Raw genomic sequence first — 18,293 nt, forward strand, 5'->3', positions numbered from 1 at the left:
GGGAATCTCTAGAAGCCATCGACTAACTTGGAGAGATCCCCAACTCACTCGTCCCTCGTTCTTGAGGATGACATAGTAACTTACTGAAATTAAAGGGTGGATACTAATCGTCAGCCCTCCGAAACTTCTCCCGCTCCCAAAACAAAAAAGCCGATGTTTTCACATCAGCTCTTCTTTAAGGTTTCATCTCTTCGCTAGTGGCGATCTAGTACTGGTCTTCTGACCATCCATCTGAATCAGACATATCAGGCGCGCCTGGAATGGTGTTCTCTTCATCGGCCCACTCGCCGAAATCGATCATTTGGCACTGCTTACTACAGAATGGGCGAAAAGGGCTTTGCTCTCCCCAAGGAACGTCTTGGCCACATTGTGGACATGGCACGATAGTCGGTTTGGACATGATGTTTCTCTAAAGTCAATTCTACTCTTGCGCTAGTATACCGCTAACGGAAGCCAATCTTGAAGGGGATTAGCTACAAACCGCCAATTTGAACTGGATATCATCAACAGAGGCTTGCCCTGATTCAAAATCAATAAACTTAATGGCAAATCGATTCTTGTGACCAGAAATCATTGGATAGACACCATAATGCACAGGCAGCTCTAAACGAAGGATATTCGCTTCATCGGCATCACTTTGGTAAAAGCCATTCTTCGCATCAATCGGGCGGAAATGGCCGGTTTCACGCGTCAGTTTAAGCCACTGTTTGAGTGCGATTGAGAGTGGCTTCAACGTGTTTAGCCACTGAGAGGCATCCGCTCGTTTCTTCTCGATAGGAAGGTGCAACCAGTGGTGCAAAGCAGGAAGGTCGAAGCAGCATGATCCTCCCGGAAGATTGAACCGCTGTCGGATAGCGCTTAAGAAGCGGTCTTCTTTCAGGCTTTGACCAAAGCGTTCGGCACTCATCAGGTTACGATGAACATCATCAATTTCAGACAACACGTTGCGCAGCATATCTTGATTGACGCCTTCAACGTTAAGCCAAGAGCGATAAGCGAGGCGCTGCTTTTCAATATCTTTTGCCAGCTCACTTTTAAGCTGGATCTGTTCGAAGATCTCAATGAGATCGAAAAGAGAGCGGAAAAAGGTGAGATGCTGCATATCATCACTGAACTGACCAGCACTATTGAGTTGATTCAGAAGTGCTTCAACTCGCAAATAGATACGAGTTTTTTCATTGAGTGGGTGTTCGAAGTAGTGGGTTGTCATTAATACGCAGCTCTGTGTTCGATTACTCTTATTCTCACAGATTTGGCCTACAAATTTCTAGGAACTTTTGGTGTAATTCTGTGATTTGAGGCAAAAGTTTCTGGTTTTCTGCGTTATTTTTAATCACATAGTCAGCGATTGCTAATCTTTGCTCGCGGCTAGCTTGAGAACTTAAGATGGCTTGAGCTTGAGTGAACTCGACATTATCTCGCTCAACGGTTCTTTGCAGTTGGATTTCTTCTTCTACGTCGACCACCAATACTTGGTCAGCTAAAGTTTGCAGGTTGTTTTCAACCATCAGTGGAATAACCAACAGTGCGTAATCGGATTCAACCTTGGATAGCTGTTCTAGCATCTGGGCACGAATCATTGGGTGCAGCAGTTGGTTTATCCACTCTTTCTGTTCTGGCTGACTGAAGATGATTTTTCTCAGCTGAGCACGATTTAATGTGCCGTCTTGTTGAATCACTTGTTGACCAAAATGTTTTTCGATCGCTTTGAGTCCAGGGCTGCCGGGTTCGACGACCTCTCTTGCCACAATATCGGCATCAACAATTTCAATACCAAATTCTTGGTGGAATAAGTTTGCGACCGTCGTTTTACCACTCGCGATTCCACCAGTTAGACCAATGACCAGAGCCATAACGTTATACTCCTAAAACGTATTGAAAGTAGTAATCAAGAATCGCGTCTCCCCACATCAAGCTTATCCAACCAGCAATCGCCAAATAAGGGCCAAATGGAAACGCTTTATCAATACCTTGTTGTTTAAGTCTTAGCTGAATCAAACCAAAAACAAGACCAACCAATGAGGAAAGCAGAATGATCATTGGCAGATATTGCCAACCCAACCAAGCCCCTAGTGCAGCCAAGAGCTTAAAGTCGCCGTAACCCATTCCTTCTTTGCCAGTTGCGAGCTTAAACAGCCAGTAAACACTCCAAAGCGATAGATAGCCAGCCATGGCTCCAATGACCGCGTCTTGAAGCGAGACGGGACTAATTTGGAACAGTGCGAGTGCAATACCAGCCCAAGTGAGGGGAAGTGTCAGTTGATCTGGCAGTAGCATGGTATCGAGATCGATGAAGGTGGCTGCGATGAGAATAAAAGTGAAGAATATCAAGGCAATCGTAAAGTAACTAAAACCAAACTGAGCGGCGACCATAAAAGATAAAGCCGAGGTAAGCATCTCAACCAGTGGGTAGCGAGCGCTGATCTTATTGCTGCATTGATGGCATTTGCCTTTTAGGAACAACCAACTGATTACCGGAATGTTGTCGATAACTCGAATCTTAGTCTCACACTTAGGGCAGGTGGAGGCGGGAACACTTAAGTTAAAGGTGCCTTTAGGTGGGGTGATCTTGTATTCAGGAAAACTCTCTGCGCACTCTTGGCGCCACTCTCGTTCCATCATGATTGGTAGGCGATGGATCACGACATTGAGAAAGCTGCCCACAATTAAACCGAAAATGGCGGCTAAAACGGGGAAGAGCCAAGGGTAGTAATAAAAAAGTTCCATAAGTAGGTACAGCTTGAGAGTGAGAATAGAGATGAGTCTATACTATCCTAAGACGCTCATTAAATTAAAGATCGGTAGGTACATTGCGACGACTAAACCGCCGACGACCACACCAAGAAAGATGATGATTAAAGGTTCTAGAATTTTGCCTAAGTTATCAACGGTGTTATCAATCTCAAATTCATAGATGGTGGCAATTTTATTGAGCATGTCGTCTAAACGGCCAGATTCTTCACCGATCATCACCATCTGCAGAACCATCTCGGGAAAACAATCACTGTTGCGCATTGCAATGTAGATCGGCATACCTGCTGCGGTATCGCTGTAAACACTATCAATCGCTTGCTGGTAGTGAACATTATTCGCCGTCTTTGCTGAAGTTTTTAAGCTCGATAAAATTGGTATGCCAGCGCTAAAACTGGTCGCGAGTGTACGACTGAATTTAGCAATGGATGCCTTGCTGATGACCGTGCCAATAACAGGAATTTTCAAACCAAGACGACTTGAAAATAGGCGAGCACGGAATGATTTCTTACGGGCAACTTTAACCGCAATCACCAATGCAGTGACGAGAAGAAACGTTATTCCACTGTAGGTTTGGGTAAAACTCGATAATTTGAGTACTTGTTGAGTAAACCAAGGTAAATCAGCACCAAAGCCACTAAACATGGTTTCAAATTGGGGAATAACCATGGTTAACATTAAGTAGGAAACCGCTAATGCGGTCAGTACCACCATGCTTGGGTAGATCAACGCCTTAATAACTTTTGCTCTGAGCTGTTCGGATTTTTCTCGGTAAGTGGCAATACGCTCGAAGACTTCGGCGAGGTTACCCGCTTGTTCACCGGTGGCCACAAGATCCACATAGAGCGTATCGAAATGGCTACTGGCGGTGCGCATGGCTTTTGAAATCGGAGTGCCGGATTCAACGCCTTTTGATATTTGTGCCAGAATCGACTTCATCTCTGCTTTACGGTGGTTATCGGCCACCAGTTTGAGTGCCTGAATAATAGGAACGCCGGTGGCCAGCATCGTCGCTAGTTGGCGTGTAAGAATCGTGATGTCTTTGGTTTTTACTCGTTGAGTGATTCGAGTGAGTGCGGAAACATTACGCTTCTTAAGCTTCTTAATTTGAATGTGTTGATCTTTGAGTTTATCTCTAACTTCAGTCTCACTCAAAGCGAGCGTCTGTCCTGAGACGAATTTTCCCGAGCTGTTGACTCCTTTCCAACGATAATTCTTTAGTTGAGCTTGGTGAGGTCTTTTCATTCTATTTCCCGGTTAGATATAGAGAACTCGTTGAAGTTCTTGGTAACTGGTTACCCCTTTGATGAGTTTATCGATGCCTGATTGTTTGAGCGTTAACATGCCATTTTGTTTTGCTATGTGCTCAATGGTTTGGGCACTGGCCCCGTCATTGACGGCTTGTGCTAACTGATGATCAAACCTCATCACTTCATAAATGCCCGTCCGGCCTGAGTAACCTCTATTGCAGTCGCTACACCCTTGCTCGTTGGCTTGATAGATCTCGGTATCAATAGGTAGATCTAACGCTTGAGAGATATGTTCTGATACGGATACTTGGCTCTTACATTGTTGGCATAGCTTACGTGCCAAACGTTGCGCGATGATCAGTGAAAGAGAAGAGGCAACATTAAAAGCTGCAATGCCCATATTACTGAGTCTGACGACGCTTTCTGCCGCTGAGTTTGTGTGTAGGGTTGAAAGGACAAGGTGACCCGTTTGAGCTGCTTTGACTGCGATTTCAGCGGTTTCTAAGTCACGGATCTCACCGACCATCACCACATCTGGATCTTGGCGTAAGAAGGCACGCAGAGCTTCGGCAAAACCAAAGCCAATCTGTGGCTGAACCTGTACTTGGTTAATGCCGGGCAAGTTGATTTCGACGGGATCCTCGGCAGTGGCGATGTTGATCTCGGAGGTATTTAAGATCTTTAGTCCAGTGTAAAGCGAAACGGTTTTTCCGCTCCCGGTAGGCCCCGTCATTAAGATCATACCTTGCGGCTTTTTTAACGCTTCCAGGTAAAGAGCTTGCTGTTGATCACTGTAGCCAAGCACCTCAATATTTAGGCTCGCGCTGTTGCTGTCTAAGATACGTAAGACGACTTTTTCTCCCCACAATGTCGGCAGGGTTGAAACACGCATATCGATGGCGAGCTCTTGATTGAGCTTGAGTTTTATTCGTCCATCTTGAGGAAGGCGTCGCTCAGCGATATCGAGCTTAGCGAGAATCTTGAGTCGCGCAGAAAGGCGGCGACTTAAATGATGTGAGGGTTGCTGGGTTTCAATTAATATGCCGTCACAGCGAAGACGCACTCGATACGATTCTTCATAAGGCTCGAAGTGGATATCCGAAGCGCCTTTGCGCACCGCATCAAGTAAGATCTGATTAATAAAACGACTGACAGGTGCATCATCTTGGCTTAGGTCTTCGATATTAGCGATTTCATCATCTGAGACTTGAACTAAATTCGCCAGTTCTTGTTCATTGAGGTCTTTGCCGCTGCGCTGCTCTTCGCCCGCCAGTGCGATACCATACAGCCGTCGAATCGCCCCTTGCAGCTGTTTAAAGTCCGCCAGAACAAGCTCAACTTGTAGACCGGTCGCAAAGCGGAATTCGTCTTCAATTTCAAGGTTAGTTGGGTCTGAGACCGCAATGGTAAGTAATTGGGAAGATTGCTGAATGGGCAAGGCATGAAAGCGGGTTATCAGTTCTCGAAGGCCAAGAGTTTGGCAGAGTTCCGCATAGTCAAATTGGGCTAGGTTGACTTCGTGTAAGCCGAAAATATGACACAGTTGTTCGGTTAGGTCGTGATGGTGAATTAGATTTAATGTCAGTAACGCTTCGGGCGCACTTTGTCCCGAAGCGTTTATATGCTCCACTAAAGTCATCTCTTGCACACTATCAATAATATGAGCTTGGCGCAGGATAGAAGGGAGGTTGGTTAGCATTTAGGTTATGAGCAGCTAGATGGCTTAGCAGCAGTGGGAACGTTGGAGGTAGCACAACCCCACGTTCCTGTACCATTACCTTTAGAGTAGGTGATCGTACCTTCAGAGCCACTAACACTCATGGAGCCCTGTGTAAACTTAAATTCAATAGCATTCTGGCCTGAAACACGCAGTGTACCTAGAGTGTTTGAGCTAGCAGAGATACCAATCGCAGAGAAAACCGCTGCTTGGTCACTTGTTCCAAAGTTACCATTCTCTTGTATATATAGCTCTGATGGTGTCATCAATGACTTGAGAGTAGCCAAAGCTGACGCAGCTTCACTCCTCGCTACGTAGTTTTGGTATGCCGGGACGGCAATTGCTGCCAGTACACCTATAATTGCCACCACAATCATCAATTCAATTAAGGTAAAGCCACCTTGCTTACGACGTTGTTTTGTTTGCATTATTTCTCTCCATGGATGAAATGCGAAAAGTAGGAGAGAGGATAGAGGTTGATAAGTGAAGACGTGAACTGTTGCTTGAGGCTTTCCGATCTATCGAAGATTATTTACTGCTTGTTTTCATTGATATGGCAAATAGATTCGAGTGACTGCAAGTTTTAGCGAGCCTTGTCGTAAGAATGAAACAAAAACAGAGACACTTAGGTCTCTGTTTAGTGATTGAAAAGTATGATTTTTATCTCAAATACTGACGTTTTAACTTACTTAAAACGCATTGAGAGATCCATAGCTTTTAAATGCTTGGTTAGCGCACCCACTGAAATGTAGTCAACACCTGTTTCCGCGTACTCGCGAAGTGTCTCTAGAGTGACGTTACCAGAGTTTTCAAGTGCTGCTCGGCCTGCATTGATCTTCACTGCTTCACGCATCATATCGGTGGTGAAGTTATCCAGCATGATGATATCTGCACCCGCTTCGATCGCTTCTTGCAGCTCTGCAAGGCTTTCTGTTTCAACTTCAACTGGCTTGCCAGGGTTCAACTCTTTGGCGGTTTTGATGGTTTGAGCAATACCACCATTGGCAATGATGTGGTTCTCTTTGATCAAGTAAGCATCGAACACACCAATACGATGATTAAAACCACCACCACATGCTACTGCATACTTTAATGCGCTGCGTAGACCAGGAATGGTTTTACGTGTATCAAGCAGGCGACAATCAGTCCCTTCTAGCTCTTTTGCATACTGAGCGGTAATCGTTGCACAACCTGACAGTGTCTGGATAAAGTTCATTGCATTGCGTTCACCCGTAAGCAGAGCACGAGCTGGGCCTGAAAGCGTACACAGCACTTGATTCGGTTCAACGCGATCGCCATCTTCAACATTCCAGTTGATAGACACTTCACCGCCGAGCTGCTTGAACACTTCATCTGCCCACGCTTTACCACAGAATACACCGCGTTCACGGGTGATCAGCGTCGCTTCATTGTGAGCGTCAGCAGGGATTAGGTTTGCGGTGATATCAGCAGCAGGATCAAGAGTACCACCTAAATCTTCTTTGATTGTGTCGGCAACGGTGCGCGCAATTTCTAAAGGCAGTTGCTGTTTCAAATATTCGAGGCGTTCTTGGCTATTGTGTGTGTTTTTCATCGCAAATCTAATAAGCAGTGGAATAAGAGGTGGGCATGATACGATGACTCAGGATGAAATTCAGCCATTAATCTCGCATTTCATTGCCAAAGGGATAAAATCAAACGGCACAATTGAATAAAGAGTAAGAAATGATAGATAGCCAAGGTTGGTACAGTGATGCAAGGCATGTCCCTTCCCCATTTTACGATCCAAGAAGTGACGAGTCGGATATTTCGTTGTTAGTGGTACATAACATTAGCCTGCCACCGGGTCAGTTCGGTGGCCCTTACATTGAGCAGTTTTTTACCGGCAAACTTGACCCCAATGAGCATCCATTTTTTAACGTGATTCATAACATGGGCGTTTCCGCACATTGCTTAATTCGACGAGATGGAGAAATCGTACAGTTTGTTCCTTTTATTGCTCGAGCCTGGCATGCAGGAGCGTCGAGTTTCGCTGGGCGAGAAAAGTGTAATGATTACTCGATAGGTATTGAGCTTGAAGGCAGTGATTTCGTTGCGTACACCGATGAACAATACATATCGCTTACCAAGCTGACTCAGCACATTCAACATCAATATCCGCAGATCACTGTGCCGAGAATTACGGGGCATCAATATATTGCGCCATTGCGTAAAACCGATCCGGGCTTAGTGTTTGATTGGGTAAGGTTTCGGAGTGGGTTGTGTCGCTAGGGCCGTTTAGGCTGTGGAGTTGTCATTCCTTAGAACGAAGAATGAGTGAGTAAGGAATCTCTTGAGTTTTTCTGCTGCTTTAAGAGATTCCCAACTCGGTCGTTCCTCCCTCTCGGGAAAGACGATGTTTACTATAAATATTTTTGCTTCTAAAGCGACTCTTGATACTCAACCAGAATTTGCTCAACCCAGTTAGTAATGCGTTCATCACTTAGCTCATATTGTGAGTCTTCATCGAGTGCTAAACCAACAAACTGGCTCTCATCTTCTGTTAACGCTTTTGAGGCTTCAAACTCGTAGTTTTCATCATTAGGCCAGTAACCGATGATGTTCGCACCCGTCTTTTTCAGCTCGTCATGAAGTAGCCCCATAGCATCTAAATACCATTCGCCATAGCCTTCTTGATCACCGAGGCCAAACAGTGCCACTGTTTTTCCTTCGAGCTTGATGGTGCTCACCTGATCCCAAAGTTCATTCCAATCTTCTTGGATTTCACCAAAGTCCCAGGTCGAAATGCCAAGAATGAGAAAATCGTAATCTTCCATCAAAGAAAGAGGCGACTCTTTAACATTGTGAATATCAACCAGCTCTTCGCCGATAATGGCACGCATCTTTTCTGCTGCCATTTCGGTGTAGCAAGTTGTTGAGCCGTAAAATAGACCGATTTTCATAGTATTCTTCTGCATCGTTGAAAATAGATGGTGAATTCTAACCACAAAATGGCGAGCTTTGCAGCGAATATCTATATGGGCAGGGAATTTTTATAGCTTTATTGTTGGTTGGCACTTACATTTGAGCGCATAACAAAAATTATGGGGTGTGATGTGTCAGAACAAATGTCACCGGATCAAGGCGTTGTTGAGCAGTTTCTCGATGCAATGTGGATGGAGAGAGGGCTCTCAGAAAATACCTTGGCATCGTATCGAACCGATTTGGTGAAGCTGCTTAAATGGATGGCGTCTAATAATTATAGGCTCGATTTCATTAGCTTAACGGGCTTGCAAGAATATCAGTCTTGGTTGGTTGATGAAGGCTATAAGCAAACATCCAGGGCGAGAATGCTCTCGGCTATACGTCGATTGTTTCAATATCTGCATCGTGAAAAAGTTCGAGCAGATGATCCCAGTGCGCTCTTGGTGAGTCCTAAGTTACCTAAACGCTTACCGAAAGATTTGACCGAAGAACAAGTGGACGCATTACTCGATGCCCCCGATCCCAATGATGCAATGGAATTGCGTGATAAAGCGATGTTAGAGTTACTCTACGCGACTGGATTACGTGTGACTGAACTTGTCAGCTTGACCATGGAAAATATCAGCCTTCGTCAGGGCGTGGTGCGCGTGACGGGTAAAGGCGGTAAAGAGCGTCTGGTGCCTATGGGCGAAAATGCGGTCGATTGGATTGAAACTTTTATTGAACAAGGACGGTCTGAGTTACTTGGGGAAAATACCTCTGATGTGGTGTTTCCGAGTAAACGGGCGCGTCAGATGACCCGACAGACATTTTGGCATCGTATAAAGCATTATGCGGTGATCGCAGGGATTGATACTGAGTTGTTGTCTCCCCATGTATTGAGACATGCTTTTGCGACACACTTGCTTAACTATGGTGCGGACCTACGAGTGGTACAGATGCTGCTTGGGCACAGTGACTTGTCGACCACACAAATCTACACACATGTAGCGACTGAACGATTGAAGCAGCTACACAGTGAACATCACCCAAGAGCCTAATGGCTTAGGTGAGAACTTACATTAAGGTGAAATGAATGAGCGTATTACGCCGAATGACTCTACTGACACTGCCGTTGCTATTTGCGACTCAAACACTAGCGGCAAATGACGTGCAATTTGATAAAGCTCAGCTTGAAGAGCGCTTTGCGAAACTTGGTTTGCAAGTGAGCAAAGTGGTGCCGTCAGATATCGATGGCCTTGTTGAGGTTCAAACCAGTGGTGGGATCCTGTTTGCTTCGCCAAATGGTGATTACTTCTTGGCAGGTACACTCTACAAGTTGGACGAAAATGGCCAGTACGAAGATGTGCTTGCTAAGCGTCAAGCGCCGATCAATGCGGCAAAAATTGAAGCGTTCAAAGACAGCATGATTGAGTTTAAGGCTAAAGATGAAAAGTACGTGATTTCCGTCTTTACTGACATCACTTGTGGCTACTGTGTTCGTCTTCATAGTCAGATGAAAGATTACAATGACCTAGGCATTACGATTCGTTACTTGGCCTACCCTCGTCAAGGTGCGACTGGCAGTGTTGCCGACCAAATGGCAACGATTTGGGGAGCGGAAGACCCGAATACGGCGATGCACAACGGTAAAGTAAAGCGTGAATTCCCTGAGAAGAGCAAAGAGTTTGCTAAGTATCAGCAAATCATTAAAGAGCACTTTGCACTCGGTCGTGAGCTAGGCATCAGCGGTACGCCAGCTATTTTCTTGCCAAATGGTGAAATGGTTGGCGGGTACCTCCCTCCTGAACAGCTACTTCAACGCCTCCAACAAACTCAAAAGTAATGAAAAGAGCCTCCCAGTGAGGCTCTCAATATTTTTATGATAGAAATCCAACGTAGACCCGAAGTTGACCTAAGTCAGCTACCAGACAGCATGCCAGAGCTGCTCAAACGAATCTATATTGCTCGTGGAATCACCAGTACCGAACAATTAGAAACCACAGCCAGAGCGTTGCACTCTTATCAAAAACTGCATGGTATTGAACTAGCGGTTGATCTTCTGTTTGCAGCGATTAAGGGCAATAAACGCATTATTATCGTCGGTGATTTTGATGCTGATGGCGCTACCAGTTCGGCGCTGTCGGTATTGGCTCTGCGCATGCTCGGCTCAAGCAATGTTGATTACCTTGTGCCAAACCGTTTTGAAGATGGCTATGGCCTTAGCCCAGAGGTGGTTGACCAAGCGATAGAGCTCGGCGCTGAAGTTATTATGACCGTCGATAATGGCGTTTCTTCGATAGATGGGGTTCGTTACGCTAAGGAGAAAGGTCTCCAAGTGTTAGTGACCGACCACCACTTACCAGGGCATGAGTTACCTAATGTTGATGCGATGGTCAACCCGAACCTACAAGAGTGTGCTTTTCCGTCTAAAGCGCTAGCGGGCGTTGGCGTGGCTTTCTATTTGATGATGGCTCTGTGTGTTCATATGCGTAAAACTGGTTGGTTTGCCCAGCAAGGTGTCGCTGAGCCGAAGCTGATGGAGCTGATTGACTTGGTGGCTCTAGGTACGGTGGCCGATGTGGTACCGCTTGATGAAAATAACCGAATTTTGGTGCATCAAGGGCTACAGCGTATTCGAGCGGGGAAAGCGCGTCCGGGTATCCAAGCTTTGATTGAGGTCGCTAAACGTGACGCAAAGCGTCTGGTCGCTTCTGATTTTGGTTTTGCGCTTGGCCCTCGTATTAATGCCGCAGGTCGGTTGGATGATATGTCGTTTGGTGTTGAGCTTCTGCTGAGCAATAACATTCATGCCGCTCGACGTATGGCAAGTGAGCTGGATGGCCTTAACCAAACTCGTAAAGAAATTGAAGAGGGCATGAAGCAAGAAGCGATGGCCATCTGCGAACGGCTGCAGTTTGGTGATAGCGATATGCCTCATGGTTTAGTCTTGTTCCAACGAGATTGGCACCAAGGCGTGATCGGTATTCTCGCGTCTCGTCTTAAAGAGAAATTTCATCGCCCTGTTATTGCGTTTGCTGATGGTGGGGAAGGGACAATTAAAGGATCTTGTCGTTCGATTCCAGGCCTGCACATGCGTGATGTTCTTGATCGTATTGATACTCAAAATCCAGGGTTAATCGCCAAATTTGGTGGTCACGCAATGGCGGCGGGTTTGACCATCATGGAAAAAGATTTCGAACGCTTTGCGACATTGTTTGATAGCGCGGTGAAAGAAGATCTCGATGAGGCGGCACTGAAAGGGGTTTTCTTATCCGATGGTGAGTTGAAGCCAGAAGAGTTCTCAATGCATACGGCAGAAATGCTTCGTGCTGGTGGTCCGTGGGGACAAGCTTTCCCTGAACCTATGTTTGACGGTGAATTTAAAGTACTTCACCAAAAGCTAGTGGGAGAAAAGCACCTTAAGCTCATGCTTGAACCTCTGTATAAAGGTCATCCAACTAACATCATGATTGATGGGATTGCCTTTAATGTGGACTTGCGCCGTTGGCCTGATGCCTCAGCGAAAACCGTTCGTCTAGCTTATAAGCTTGATATCAATGAGTTTCGTGGCAATCAGTCACTGCAATTGATGATCGATCACCTTGAGGCTAGATAGTCACTAAACTCGAGTCATTCCATAGAGCGACGAAGGAGTGAGTAGGGAATCTCTAAAGATTTTTTACTCGCTTTAAGTACTCCTCAGTTAGTTCGTTTCTCACTCCCGAAAACTTTCCTCATACACTACACTTTTCTTCTCATTCCCTAACAAACTGTCATATCCCTTTAAAACTGACCAATCAAACTGTGAGAGCTAGCACGCTTTATTCCCATCTGTTTATATTTTGTAATTGGTCAGACCAATTTGATTGATGTTTTAATCGACTATTGTTATCAAAGTGTTGATGCGTTGCTTGTTCTATGATTTAGGTCAATTTTTGACTGGAACTTGCGTTTTAATTATGTTAATTTTCCCGCCAACTTAAAATTGGTATTACCAATTGACTGCAAAGAGTAGAAGAACAACAACTATGGCTTATCAAAGGATTCGTCAGCCAAAACTTTCTGATGTCATTGAACAAGAATTAGAAAGGCTGATAGTGGAAGGAACATTGTCTCCGGGGCAGCAGTTGCCACCAGAGCGTGAGCTGGCAAAGCAGTTCGATGTATCCCGTCCGTCAATCCGTGAGGCAATTCAACGCCTTGAAGCTAAGCGTCTTCTTACTCGTCGTCAGGGTGGTGGCACATTTGTTAGCGAGAACATCTGGACCAGTTTTTCAGATCCTCTGCTAAATTTATTGTCTAGTCACTCTGAGACTCAGCTGGACTTACTGGAAACGCGTCATGCGATGGAAGGTATTGCAGCGTACTTTGCAGCGGTTCGTGGTACTGACGAAGACTTTGCTCGTATTCAGGCTTGCCTGACTAGCATTAGTGAAGAACAAGCGAACAAGAACGTAGAAGCGGAAGCTGCGGCAGTTATGCAGTTTTTGATTGCGTTGACTGAAGCGGCACACAATGTTGTGCTTCTTCACATTGTTCGTAGCTTGGCTCCTTTGTTAGAGCAAAACGTCTTACAGAATTTAAAGCTCTTACATCGCCGCGATGAAGTGGTCGAAAAAGTAAGTAAACACCGAGCTAACATCGTGGATGCGATCGTTTCTGGTCAGCCTGAACAGGCGCGTGAAATGTGTCATTCACACTTAGCTTATATCGAAGAAACATTGTTGGATTTGACTCGTGAAGAGTCGCGCAGAGAGCGCTCTTTGCGTCGAATTCAACAAGGTAACGACTCTTAAAGTCGTTGCGTAAATAACTAGATCCAACCAACAGAAGGATAGATCGCCATGTCTGACATGAAGCATGACGTAGACGCACTGGAAACTCAAGATTGGCTAGAAGCCCTAGAGTCAGTAGTACGTGAAGAAGGTGTAGAACGTGCACAATACCTACTAGAAACAGTTCTAGAGAAAGCACGTCTAGACGGCGTTGATATGCCAACTGGTATCAACACTAACTACATCAACACGATTCCGGCAGCACAAGAGCCAGCATACCCTGGTGATGTAACTCTTGAACGTCGTATTCGCTCAATCATTCGCTGGAACGCAATCATGATCGTATTGCGTGCATCTAAGAAAGACCTAGACCTAGGTGGTCACATGGCTTCTTACCAGTCAGCGGCTGCATTCTACGAAGTATGTTTCAACCACTTCTTCCGTGCTCCAAATGAGACGGACGGTGGCGATCTAGTTTACTACCAAGGTCACATCTCACCAGGTATTTACTCTCGCGCATTCGTTGAAGGTCGTCTAACTGAAGAACAGCTAGACAACTTCCGTCAAGAAGTAGACGGTAAAGGTATCCCATCATACCCGCACCCTAAACTGATGCCTGAGTTCTGGCAGTTCCCGACAGTTTCTATGGGTCTTGGTCCAATCTCTGCAATCTACCAAGCGCGTTTCCTTAAGTACCTAGAAGGCCGCGGTCTTAAAGATACTTCAGCGCAACGTGTATACGCGTTCCTAGGTGACGGCGAGATGGATGAGCCAGAATCACGTGGTGCTATCTCTTTCGCTGCGCGTGAGAAGCTAGACAACCTATGTTTCCTAATCAACTGTAACCTACAGCGTCTAGACGGCCCTGTAATGGGTAACGGTAGCATCATCCAAGAACTTGAAGGTCTATTTAAAGGCGCAGGTTGGAACGTTGTTAAAGTTATCTGGGGTAACAACTGGGATGCACTACTAGCTAAAGATACGACTGGTAAGCTACTACAGCTTATGAACGAAACGATCGATGGCGACTACCAAACATTCAAATCTAAAGATGGCGCGTACGTACGTGAGCACTTCTTTGGTAAGTACCCTGAAACAGCTGCATTAGTTGCAGACATGACTGACGACCAAATCTTCGAACTGAAGCGTGGTGGTCACGATTCTTCTAAGCTGTACGCTGCATTTAACAATGCAAAAGAGACAGGCGGTAAGCCAACAGTAATCCTAGCTAAGACAGTTAAAGGTTACGGCATGGGTGAAGCAGCTGAAGGTAAGAACATCGCACACGGTGTTAAGAAGATGGACATGACTCACGTTCAATACCTACGTGATCGTCTAGGCCTACAAGACATTCTTTCTGATGAGAAAGTGGCTGAGCTTCCGTACCTAAAACTGGAAGAAGGTTCTGCAGAGTACGAATACCTGCACGCACGCCGTAATGCTCTACACGGTTACACGCCTGCTCGTCTGCCTAAATTCACTCAAGAATTCAAAGTTCCTGAGCTAGACGCATTTGCACCTCTACTAGGTGAACAGAAGCGTGATATCTCTACAACTATGGCTTACGTTCGTACACTGAACATCCTACTGAAAGACAAGAACATCGGTAAGAACATCGTTCCTATCATCTGTGATGAAGCTCGTACGTTCGGTATGGAAGGTCTATTCCGTCAGGTTGGTATCTACAACCCACACGGTCAAGAATACACACCTGAAGATAAAGGCATCGTTTCTTACTACAAAGAAGCAACCTCTGGCCAAGTTCTTCAAGAAGGTATCAACGAACTAGGTTCTATGGCTTCATGGGTTGCAGCGGCAACTTCATACAGCACGAACGACCTGCCAATGATCCCGTTCTACATCTACTACTCTATGTTCGGTTTCCAACGTATTGGTGACATGGCATGGCTAGCAGGTGACCAACAAGCTCGTGGCTTCCTACTAGGTGCTACTGCTGGTCGTACAACACTGAACGGTGAAGGTCTACAGCACGAAGATGGTCACTCGCACATTCAAGCGAACACTATCCCTAACTGTATCTCTTACGACCCAACGTTTGCTTACGAGCTAGCGGTAATCATGCAAGACGGTATCCGTCGTATGTACGGTCCTGAGCAAGAGAACGTTTACTACTACCTAACAGTAATGAACGAGAACTACGCAATGCCAGCAATGCCTGAAGGCGCTGAAGAAGGCATTCGTAAGGGTATCTACAAGCTTGAAACTCACGCTGGTGCTAAGGGCAAAGTTCAACTAATGAGCTCTGGTACTATCATGAATGAAGCGCGTAAAGCAGCGGTAATCCTAAGCGAAGAGTACGGCGTAGCATCTGACGTGTTCTCTGTAACATCGTTCAACGAGCTAACTCGTGACGGCCAAGCGGTAGAGCGTGACAACATGCTTCACCCAGAAGCGGAAGAGAAAGTACCTTACATCACAACTGTACTTGGTAAAGAACCTGCAATCGCAGTAACTGACTACATGAAGAACTACGCTGAGCAAGTACGTGCTTACATGCCTTCAGAGTCATACAAAGTACTTGGTACAGATGGTTTCGGCCGTTCTGACAGCCGTGCAAACCTACGTCGTCACTTCGAAGTTAACGCTGGCTACATCGTAGTTGCCGCTCTAACTGAACTGGCTAAACGTGGCGATATTGAGAAGTCTGTAGTTGTTGAAGCAATTGCTAAATTCGATATCGATACTGAAAAAACAAACCCACAATACGCTTAATACAGCGCTTTAATAGAAGGTAAATAAGCAATGGCAATCGAAATTAATGTACCTGATATCGGTGCGGATGAGGTTGAAGTTACTGAGATTCTTGTAAGCGTTGGCGACAAGGTTGAAGAAGAACAGTCTCTGATCACTGTTGAAGGCGACAAAGCTTCTATGGAAGTTCCAGCGTCTCAAGCAGGTATTGTTAAAGAAATCAAAGTAGCGGAAGGTGATTCTGTTTCTACTGGTTCTCTAATCATGATTTTCGAAGCTGAAGGTGCCGCTGCAGAAGCGGCTCCTGCGGCAGCTCCAGCAGTTGAAGCAGCACCAGTAGCAGCTCCTGCAGCGGCAGCTGAGCTTAAAGAAGTTCACGTACCAGATATCGGCGGTGATGAAGTTGAAGTCACTGAAATCATGGTTAAAGTTGGTGATGCAATCGAAGAAGAACAGTCTCTTCTTACGGTAGAAGGCGACAAAGCTTCGATGGAAGTACCTGCACCATTCGCTGGTACAGTTAAAGAGATCAAGATTGCAGAAGGCGATTCAGTAACAACTGGTTCTCTAGTTATGGTATTCGAAGTAGCAGGTTCAGGCGCAGCAGCGGCTCCTGCAGCAGTAGAAGCTCCAGCAGCACCTGCGGCGGCTCCAGCGGCCGCAGCTGAGAAAGAAGTAAACGTTCCAGATATCGGCGGTGACGAAGTAGAAGTTACTGAGATCATGGTTAAAGTTGGCGACACAGTAGAAGAAGAGCAATCTCTAATTACTGTTGAAGGCGACAAAGCTTCAATGGAAGTACCGGCTCCATTTGCTGGCACAGTGAAAGAGATCAAGATTGCTGAAGGCGACAAAGTAACGACTGGCTCTCTAATCATGGTATTCGTTGTTGAAGGCGCAGCTCCAGCACCTGTTGCAGCTCCTGCACAAGCAGTAGCTCCAGCTGCGGCACCTGCACCTAAAGCTGAAGCTCCAGCGGCAGCAGCTCCAGCAGCGACGGGTGATTTCCAAGAAAACAACGAGTACGCACACGCGTCTCCAGTAGTTCGTCGTCTAGCTCGCGAATTTGGTGTAAACCTAGCGAAAGTTAAAGGTACTGGTCGTAAGAGCCGCGTATTGAAAGAAGACGTTCAAGCTTACGTTAAAGATGCACTTAAGCGTCTAGAGTCTGGTGCAGCTGCATCTGGCAAAGGCGGTGACGGCTCTGCTCTTGGTCTACTACCATGGCCAAAAGTTGACTTCAGCAAGTTCGGCGAAACTGAAGTTCAGAAGCTTTCTAAGATCAAGAAGATCTCTGGTGCTAACCTACACCGTAACTGGGTAATGATCCCTCACGTTACACAGTGGGACAACGCTGATATCACTGAGCTAGAAGCATTCCGTAAAGAGCAGAACGCTATCGAAGCTAAGAAAGACACTGGCATGAAGATCACTCCACTTGTGTTCATCATGAAAGCTGTTGCTAAAGCACTAGAAGCGTTCCCAGCGTTCAACTCTTCTCTATCTGAAGATGGCGAAAGCATCATTCTTAAGAAGTACGTGAACGTAGGTATCGCAGTAGATACGCCAAACGGCCTAGTTGTTCCTGTATTTAAAGACGTGAACAAGAAAGGTATTTACGAGCTATCTGAAGAGCTAATGGCAGTGTCTAAGAAAGCACGTGCTGGCAAGCTAACTGCAGCTGACATGCAAGGCGGTTGTTTCACAATCTCTAGCCTTGGTGGCATCGGTGGTACTGCATTTACGCCAATCGTAAATGCGCCAGAAGTAGGTATCCTAGGTGTATCTAAGTCTGAAATGAAGCCAGTGTGGAACGGTAAAGAATTCGAACCACGCCTACAGCTTCCACTGTCTCTATCATACGACCACCGTGTGATTGACGGTGCAGAAGGTGCACGTTTCATTACTTTCCTAAACGGCGCACTATCAGACATTCGTCGCCTAGTACTGTAATTTAGAAAGTAATAATTAAGGTGGCTTTCGAGTCACCTTAATTCTTTATACAAGAATTATTTTAGACAGCATTTTCAATCCTCTTTCAGAAACTGAAAGGTGAATTGTTGTCTAGCTCACAGGCTAACTTAAAGCTACTTTCACACTGTTAACAACTCTGTAAAATGTTGACCGTTTGAAAGCCCACATTTAAGAACATCTACTCAGCCT

General features: G+C 45.8%; 16 protein-coding genes. 7 read left to right on the forward strand and 9 right to left on the reverse strand.

The features are described from left to right. Positions 1 to 205: 205 nt before the first annotated feature. From yacG to nadC, 8 genes are all read right to left on the reverse strand, one after another. Positions 206 to 400, reverse strand: coding sequence for a DNA gyrase inhibitor YacG (gene yacG, locus EJ063_RS14100; protein ID WP_126574998.1), 195 nt, complete (start codon positions 398 to 400; stop codon positions 206 to 208). 69 nt (positions 401 to 469) lie between these two features. Next, entirely contained in the window at positions 470 to 1,210 is a 741-nt protein-coding gene (gene zapD, locus EJ063_RS14105; RefSeq protein ID WP_126574999.1) for a cell division protein ZapD, read from the reverse strand. Between the two features lie 34 nt (positions 1,211 to 1,244). Then, positions 1,245 to 1,853 carry a dephospho-CoA kinase gene (coaE, locus tag EJ063_RS14110; protein ID WP_126575000.1) on the reverse strand — a complete coding sequence of 203 codons (609 nt, stop codon included), beginning with the start codon at positions 1,851 to 1,853 and terminating at the stop codon, positions 1,245 to 1,247. A 4-nt stretch (positions 1,854 to 1,857) separates the two neighbouring features. Further along, positions 1,858 to 2,727, reverse strand: coding sequence for a prepilin peptidase (locus EJ063_RS14115; protein ID WP_126575001.1), 870 nt, complete (start codon positions 2,725 to 2,727; stop codon positions 1,858 to 1,860). 42 nt (positions 2,728 to 2,769) lie between these two features. Further along, positions 2,770 to 3,996 carry a type II secretion system F family protein gene (locus EJ063_RS14120; protein ID WP_126575002.1) on the reverse strand — a complete coding sequence of 409 codons (1,227 nt, stop codon included), beginning with the start codon at positions 3,994 to 3,996 and terminating at the stop codon, positions 2,770 to 2,772. Between the two features lie 12 nt (positions 3,997 to 4,008). Continuing rightward, positions 4,009 to 5,700, reverse strand: coding sequence for a type IV-A pilus assembly ATPase PilB (pilB, locus tag EJ063_RS14125; RefSeq protein WP_126575003.1), 1,692 nt, complete (start codon positions 5,698 to 5,700; stop codon positions 4,009 to 4,011). Between the two features lie 5 nt (positions 5,701 to 5,705). Next, positions 5,706 to 6,146 carry a pilin gene (locus tag EJ063_RS14130; protein WP_126575004.1) on the reverse strand — a complete coding sequence of 147 codons (441 nt, stop codon included), beginning with the start codon at positions 6,144 to 6,146 and terminating at the stop codon, positions 5,706 to 5,708. A gap of 257 nt (positions 6,147 to 6,403) precedes the next feature. Beyond that, positions 6,404 to 7,291, reverse strand: coding sequence for a carboxylating nicotinate-nucleotide diphosphorylase (gene nadC / locus EJ063_RS14135; RefSeq protein ID WP_126575005.1), 888 nt, complete (start codon positions 7,289 to 7,291; stop codon positions 6,404 to 6,406). A gap of 131 nt (positions 7,292 to 7,422) precedes the next feature. On the opposite strand from nadC, the gene ampD reads away from it, so the two are divergent. Continuing rightward, complete coding sequence (ampD, locus tag EJ063_RS14140; RefSeq protein WP_126575006.1) at positions 7,423 to 7,968, forward strand: 1,6-anhydro-N-acetylmuramyl-L-alanine amidase AmpD; 546 nt, start codon at positions 7,423 to 7,425, stop codon at positions 7,966 to 7,968. A 149-nt stretch (positions 7,969 to 8,117) separates the two neighbouring features. Here the strand turns inward: ampD and fldB are convergent, their stop codons facing one another. Next, complete coding sequence (gene fldB, locus EJ063_RS14145) at positions 8,118 to 8,639, reverse strand: flavodoxin FldB (protein WP_126575007.1); 522 nt, start codon at positions 8,637 to 8,639, stop codon at positions 8,118 to 8,120. Between the two features lie 165 nt (positions 8,640 to 8,804). Here fldB and xerD point away from each other — a divergent pair, with 165 nt between their 5' ends. The 6 genes from xerD to aceF all read left to right on the forward strand — a co-directional run bounded on the left by xerD (position 8,805) and on the right by aceF (position 18,083). Further along, a complete protein-coding gene (gene xerD, locus EJ063_RS14150; protein WP_126575116.1) occupies positions 8,805 to 9,701 on the forward strand; it encodes a site-specific tyrosine recombinase XerD in 897 nt (298 codons plus the stop codon). 35 nt (positions 9,702 to 9,736) lie between these two features. After that, positions 9,737 to 10,486, forward strand: a complete 750-nt coding sequence (locus tag EJ063_RS14155) for a thioredoxin fold domain-containing protein (RefSeq protein ID WP_126575008.1) — start codon at positions 9,737 to 9,739, stop codon at positions 10,484 to 10,486. 36 nt (positions 10,487 to 10,522) lie between these two features. Then, positions 10,523 to 12,259, forward strand: a complete 1,737-nt coding sequence (recJ, locus tag EJ063_RS14160) for a single-stranded-DNA-specific exonuclease RecJ (protein WP_126575009.1) — start codon at positions 10,523 to 10,525, stop codon at positions 12,257 to 12,259. A gap of 412 nt (positions 12,260 to 12,671) precedes the next feature. After that, positions 12,672 to 13,439 carry a pyruvate dehydrogenase complex transcriptional repressor PdhR gene (pdhR, locus tag EJ063_RS14165; protein ID WP_126575010.1) on the forward strand — a complete coding sequence of 256 codons (768 nt, stop codon included), beginning with the start codon at positions 12,672 to 12,674 and terminating at the stop codon, positions 13,437 to 13,439. Positions 13,440 to 13,487: 48 nt separating this feature from the next. Beyond that, positions 13,488 to 16,151, forward strand: coding sequence for a pyruvate dehydrogenase (acetyl-transferring), homodimeric type (gene aceE / locus EJ063_RS14170; protein WP_126575011.1), 2,664 nt, complete (start codon positions 13,488 to 13,490; stop codon positions 16,149 to 16,151). A gap of 30 nt (positions 16,152 to 16,181) precedes the next feature. Beyond that, positions 16,182 to 18,083, forward strand: a complete 1,902-nt coding sequence (gene aceF / locus EJ063_RS14175) for a pyruvate dehydrogenase complex dihydrolipoyllysine-residue acetyltransferase (protein WP_126575012.1) — start codon at positions 16,182 to 16,184, stop codon at positions 18,081 to 18,083. Positions 18,084 to 18,293: the final 210 nt, after the last annotated feature.

Source organism: Vibrio aquaticus (assembly GCF_003970385.1).
Classification (GTDB): Bacteria; Pseudomonadota; Gammaproteobacteria; order Enterobacterales; family Vibrionaceae; genus Vibrio; species Vibrio aquaticus.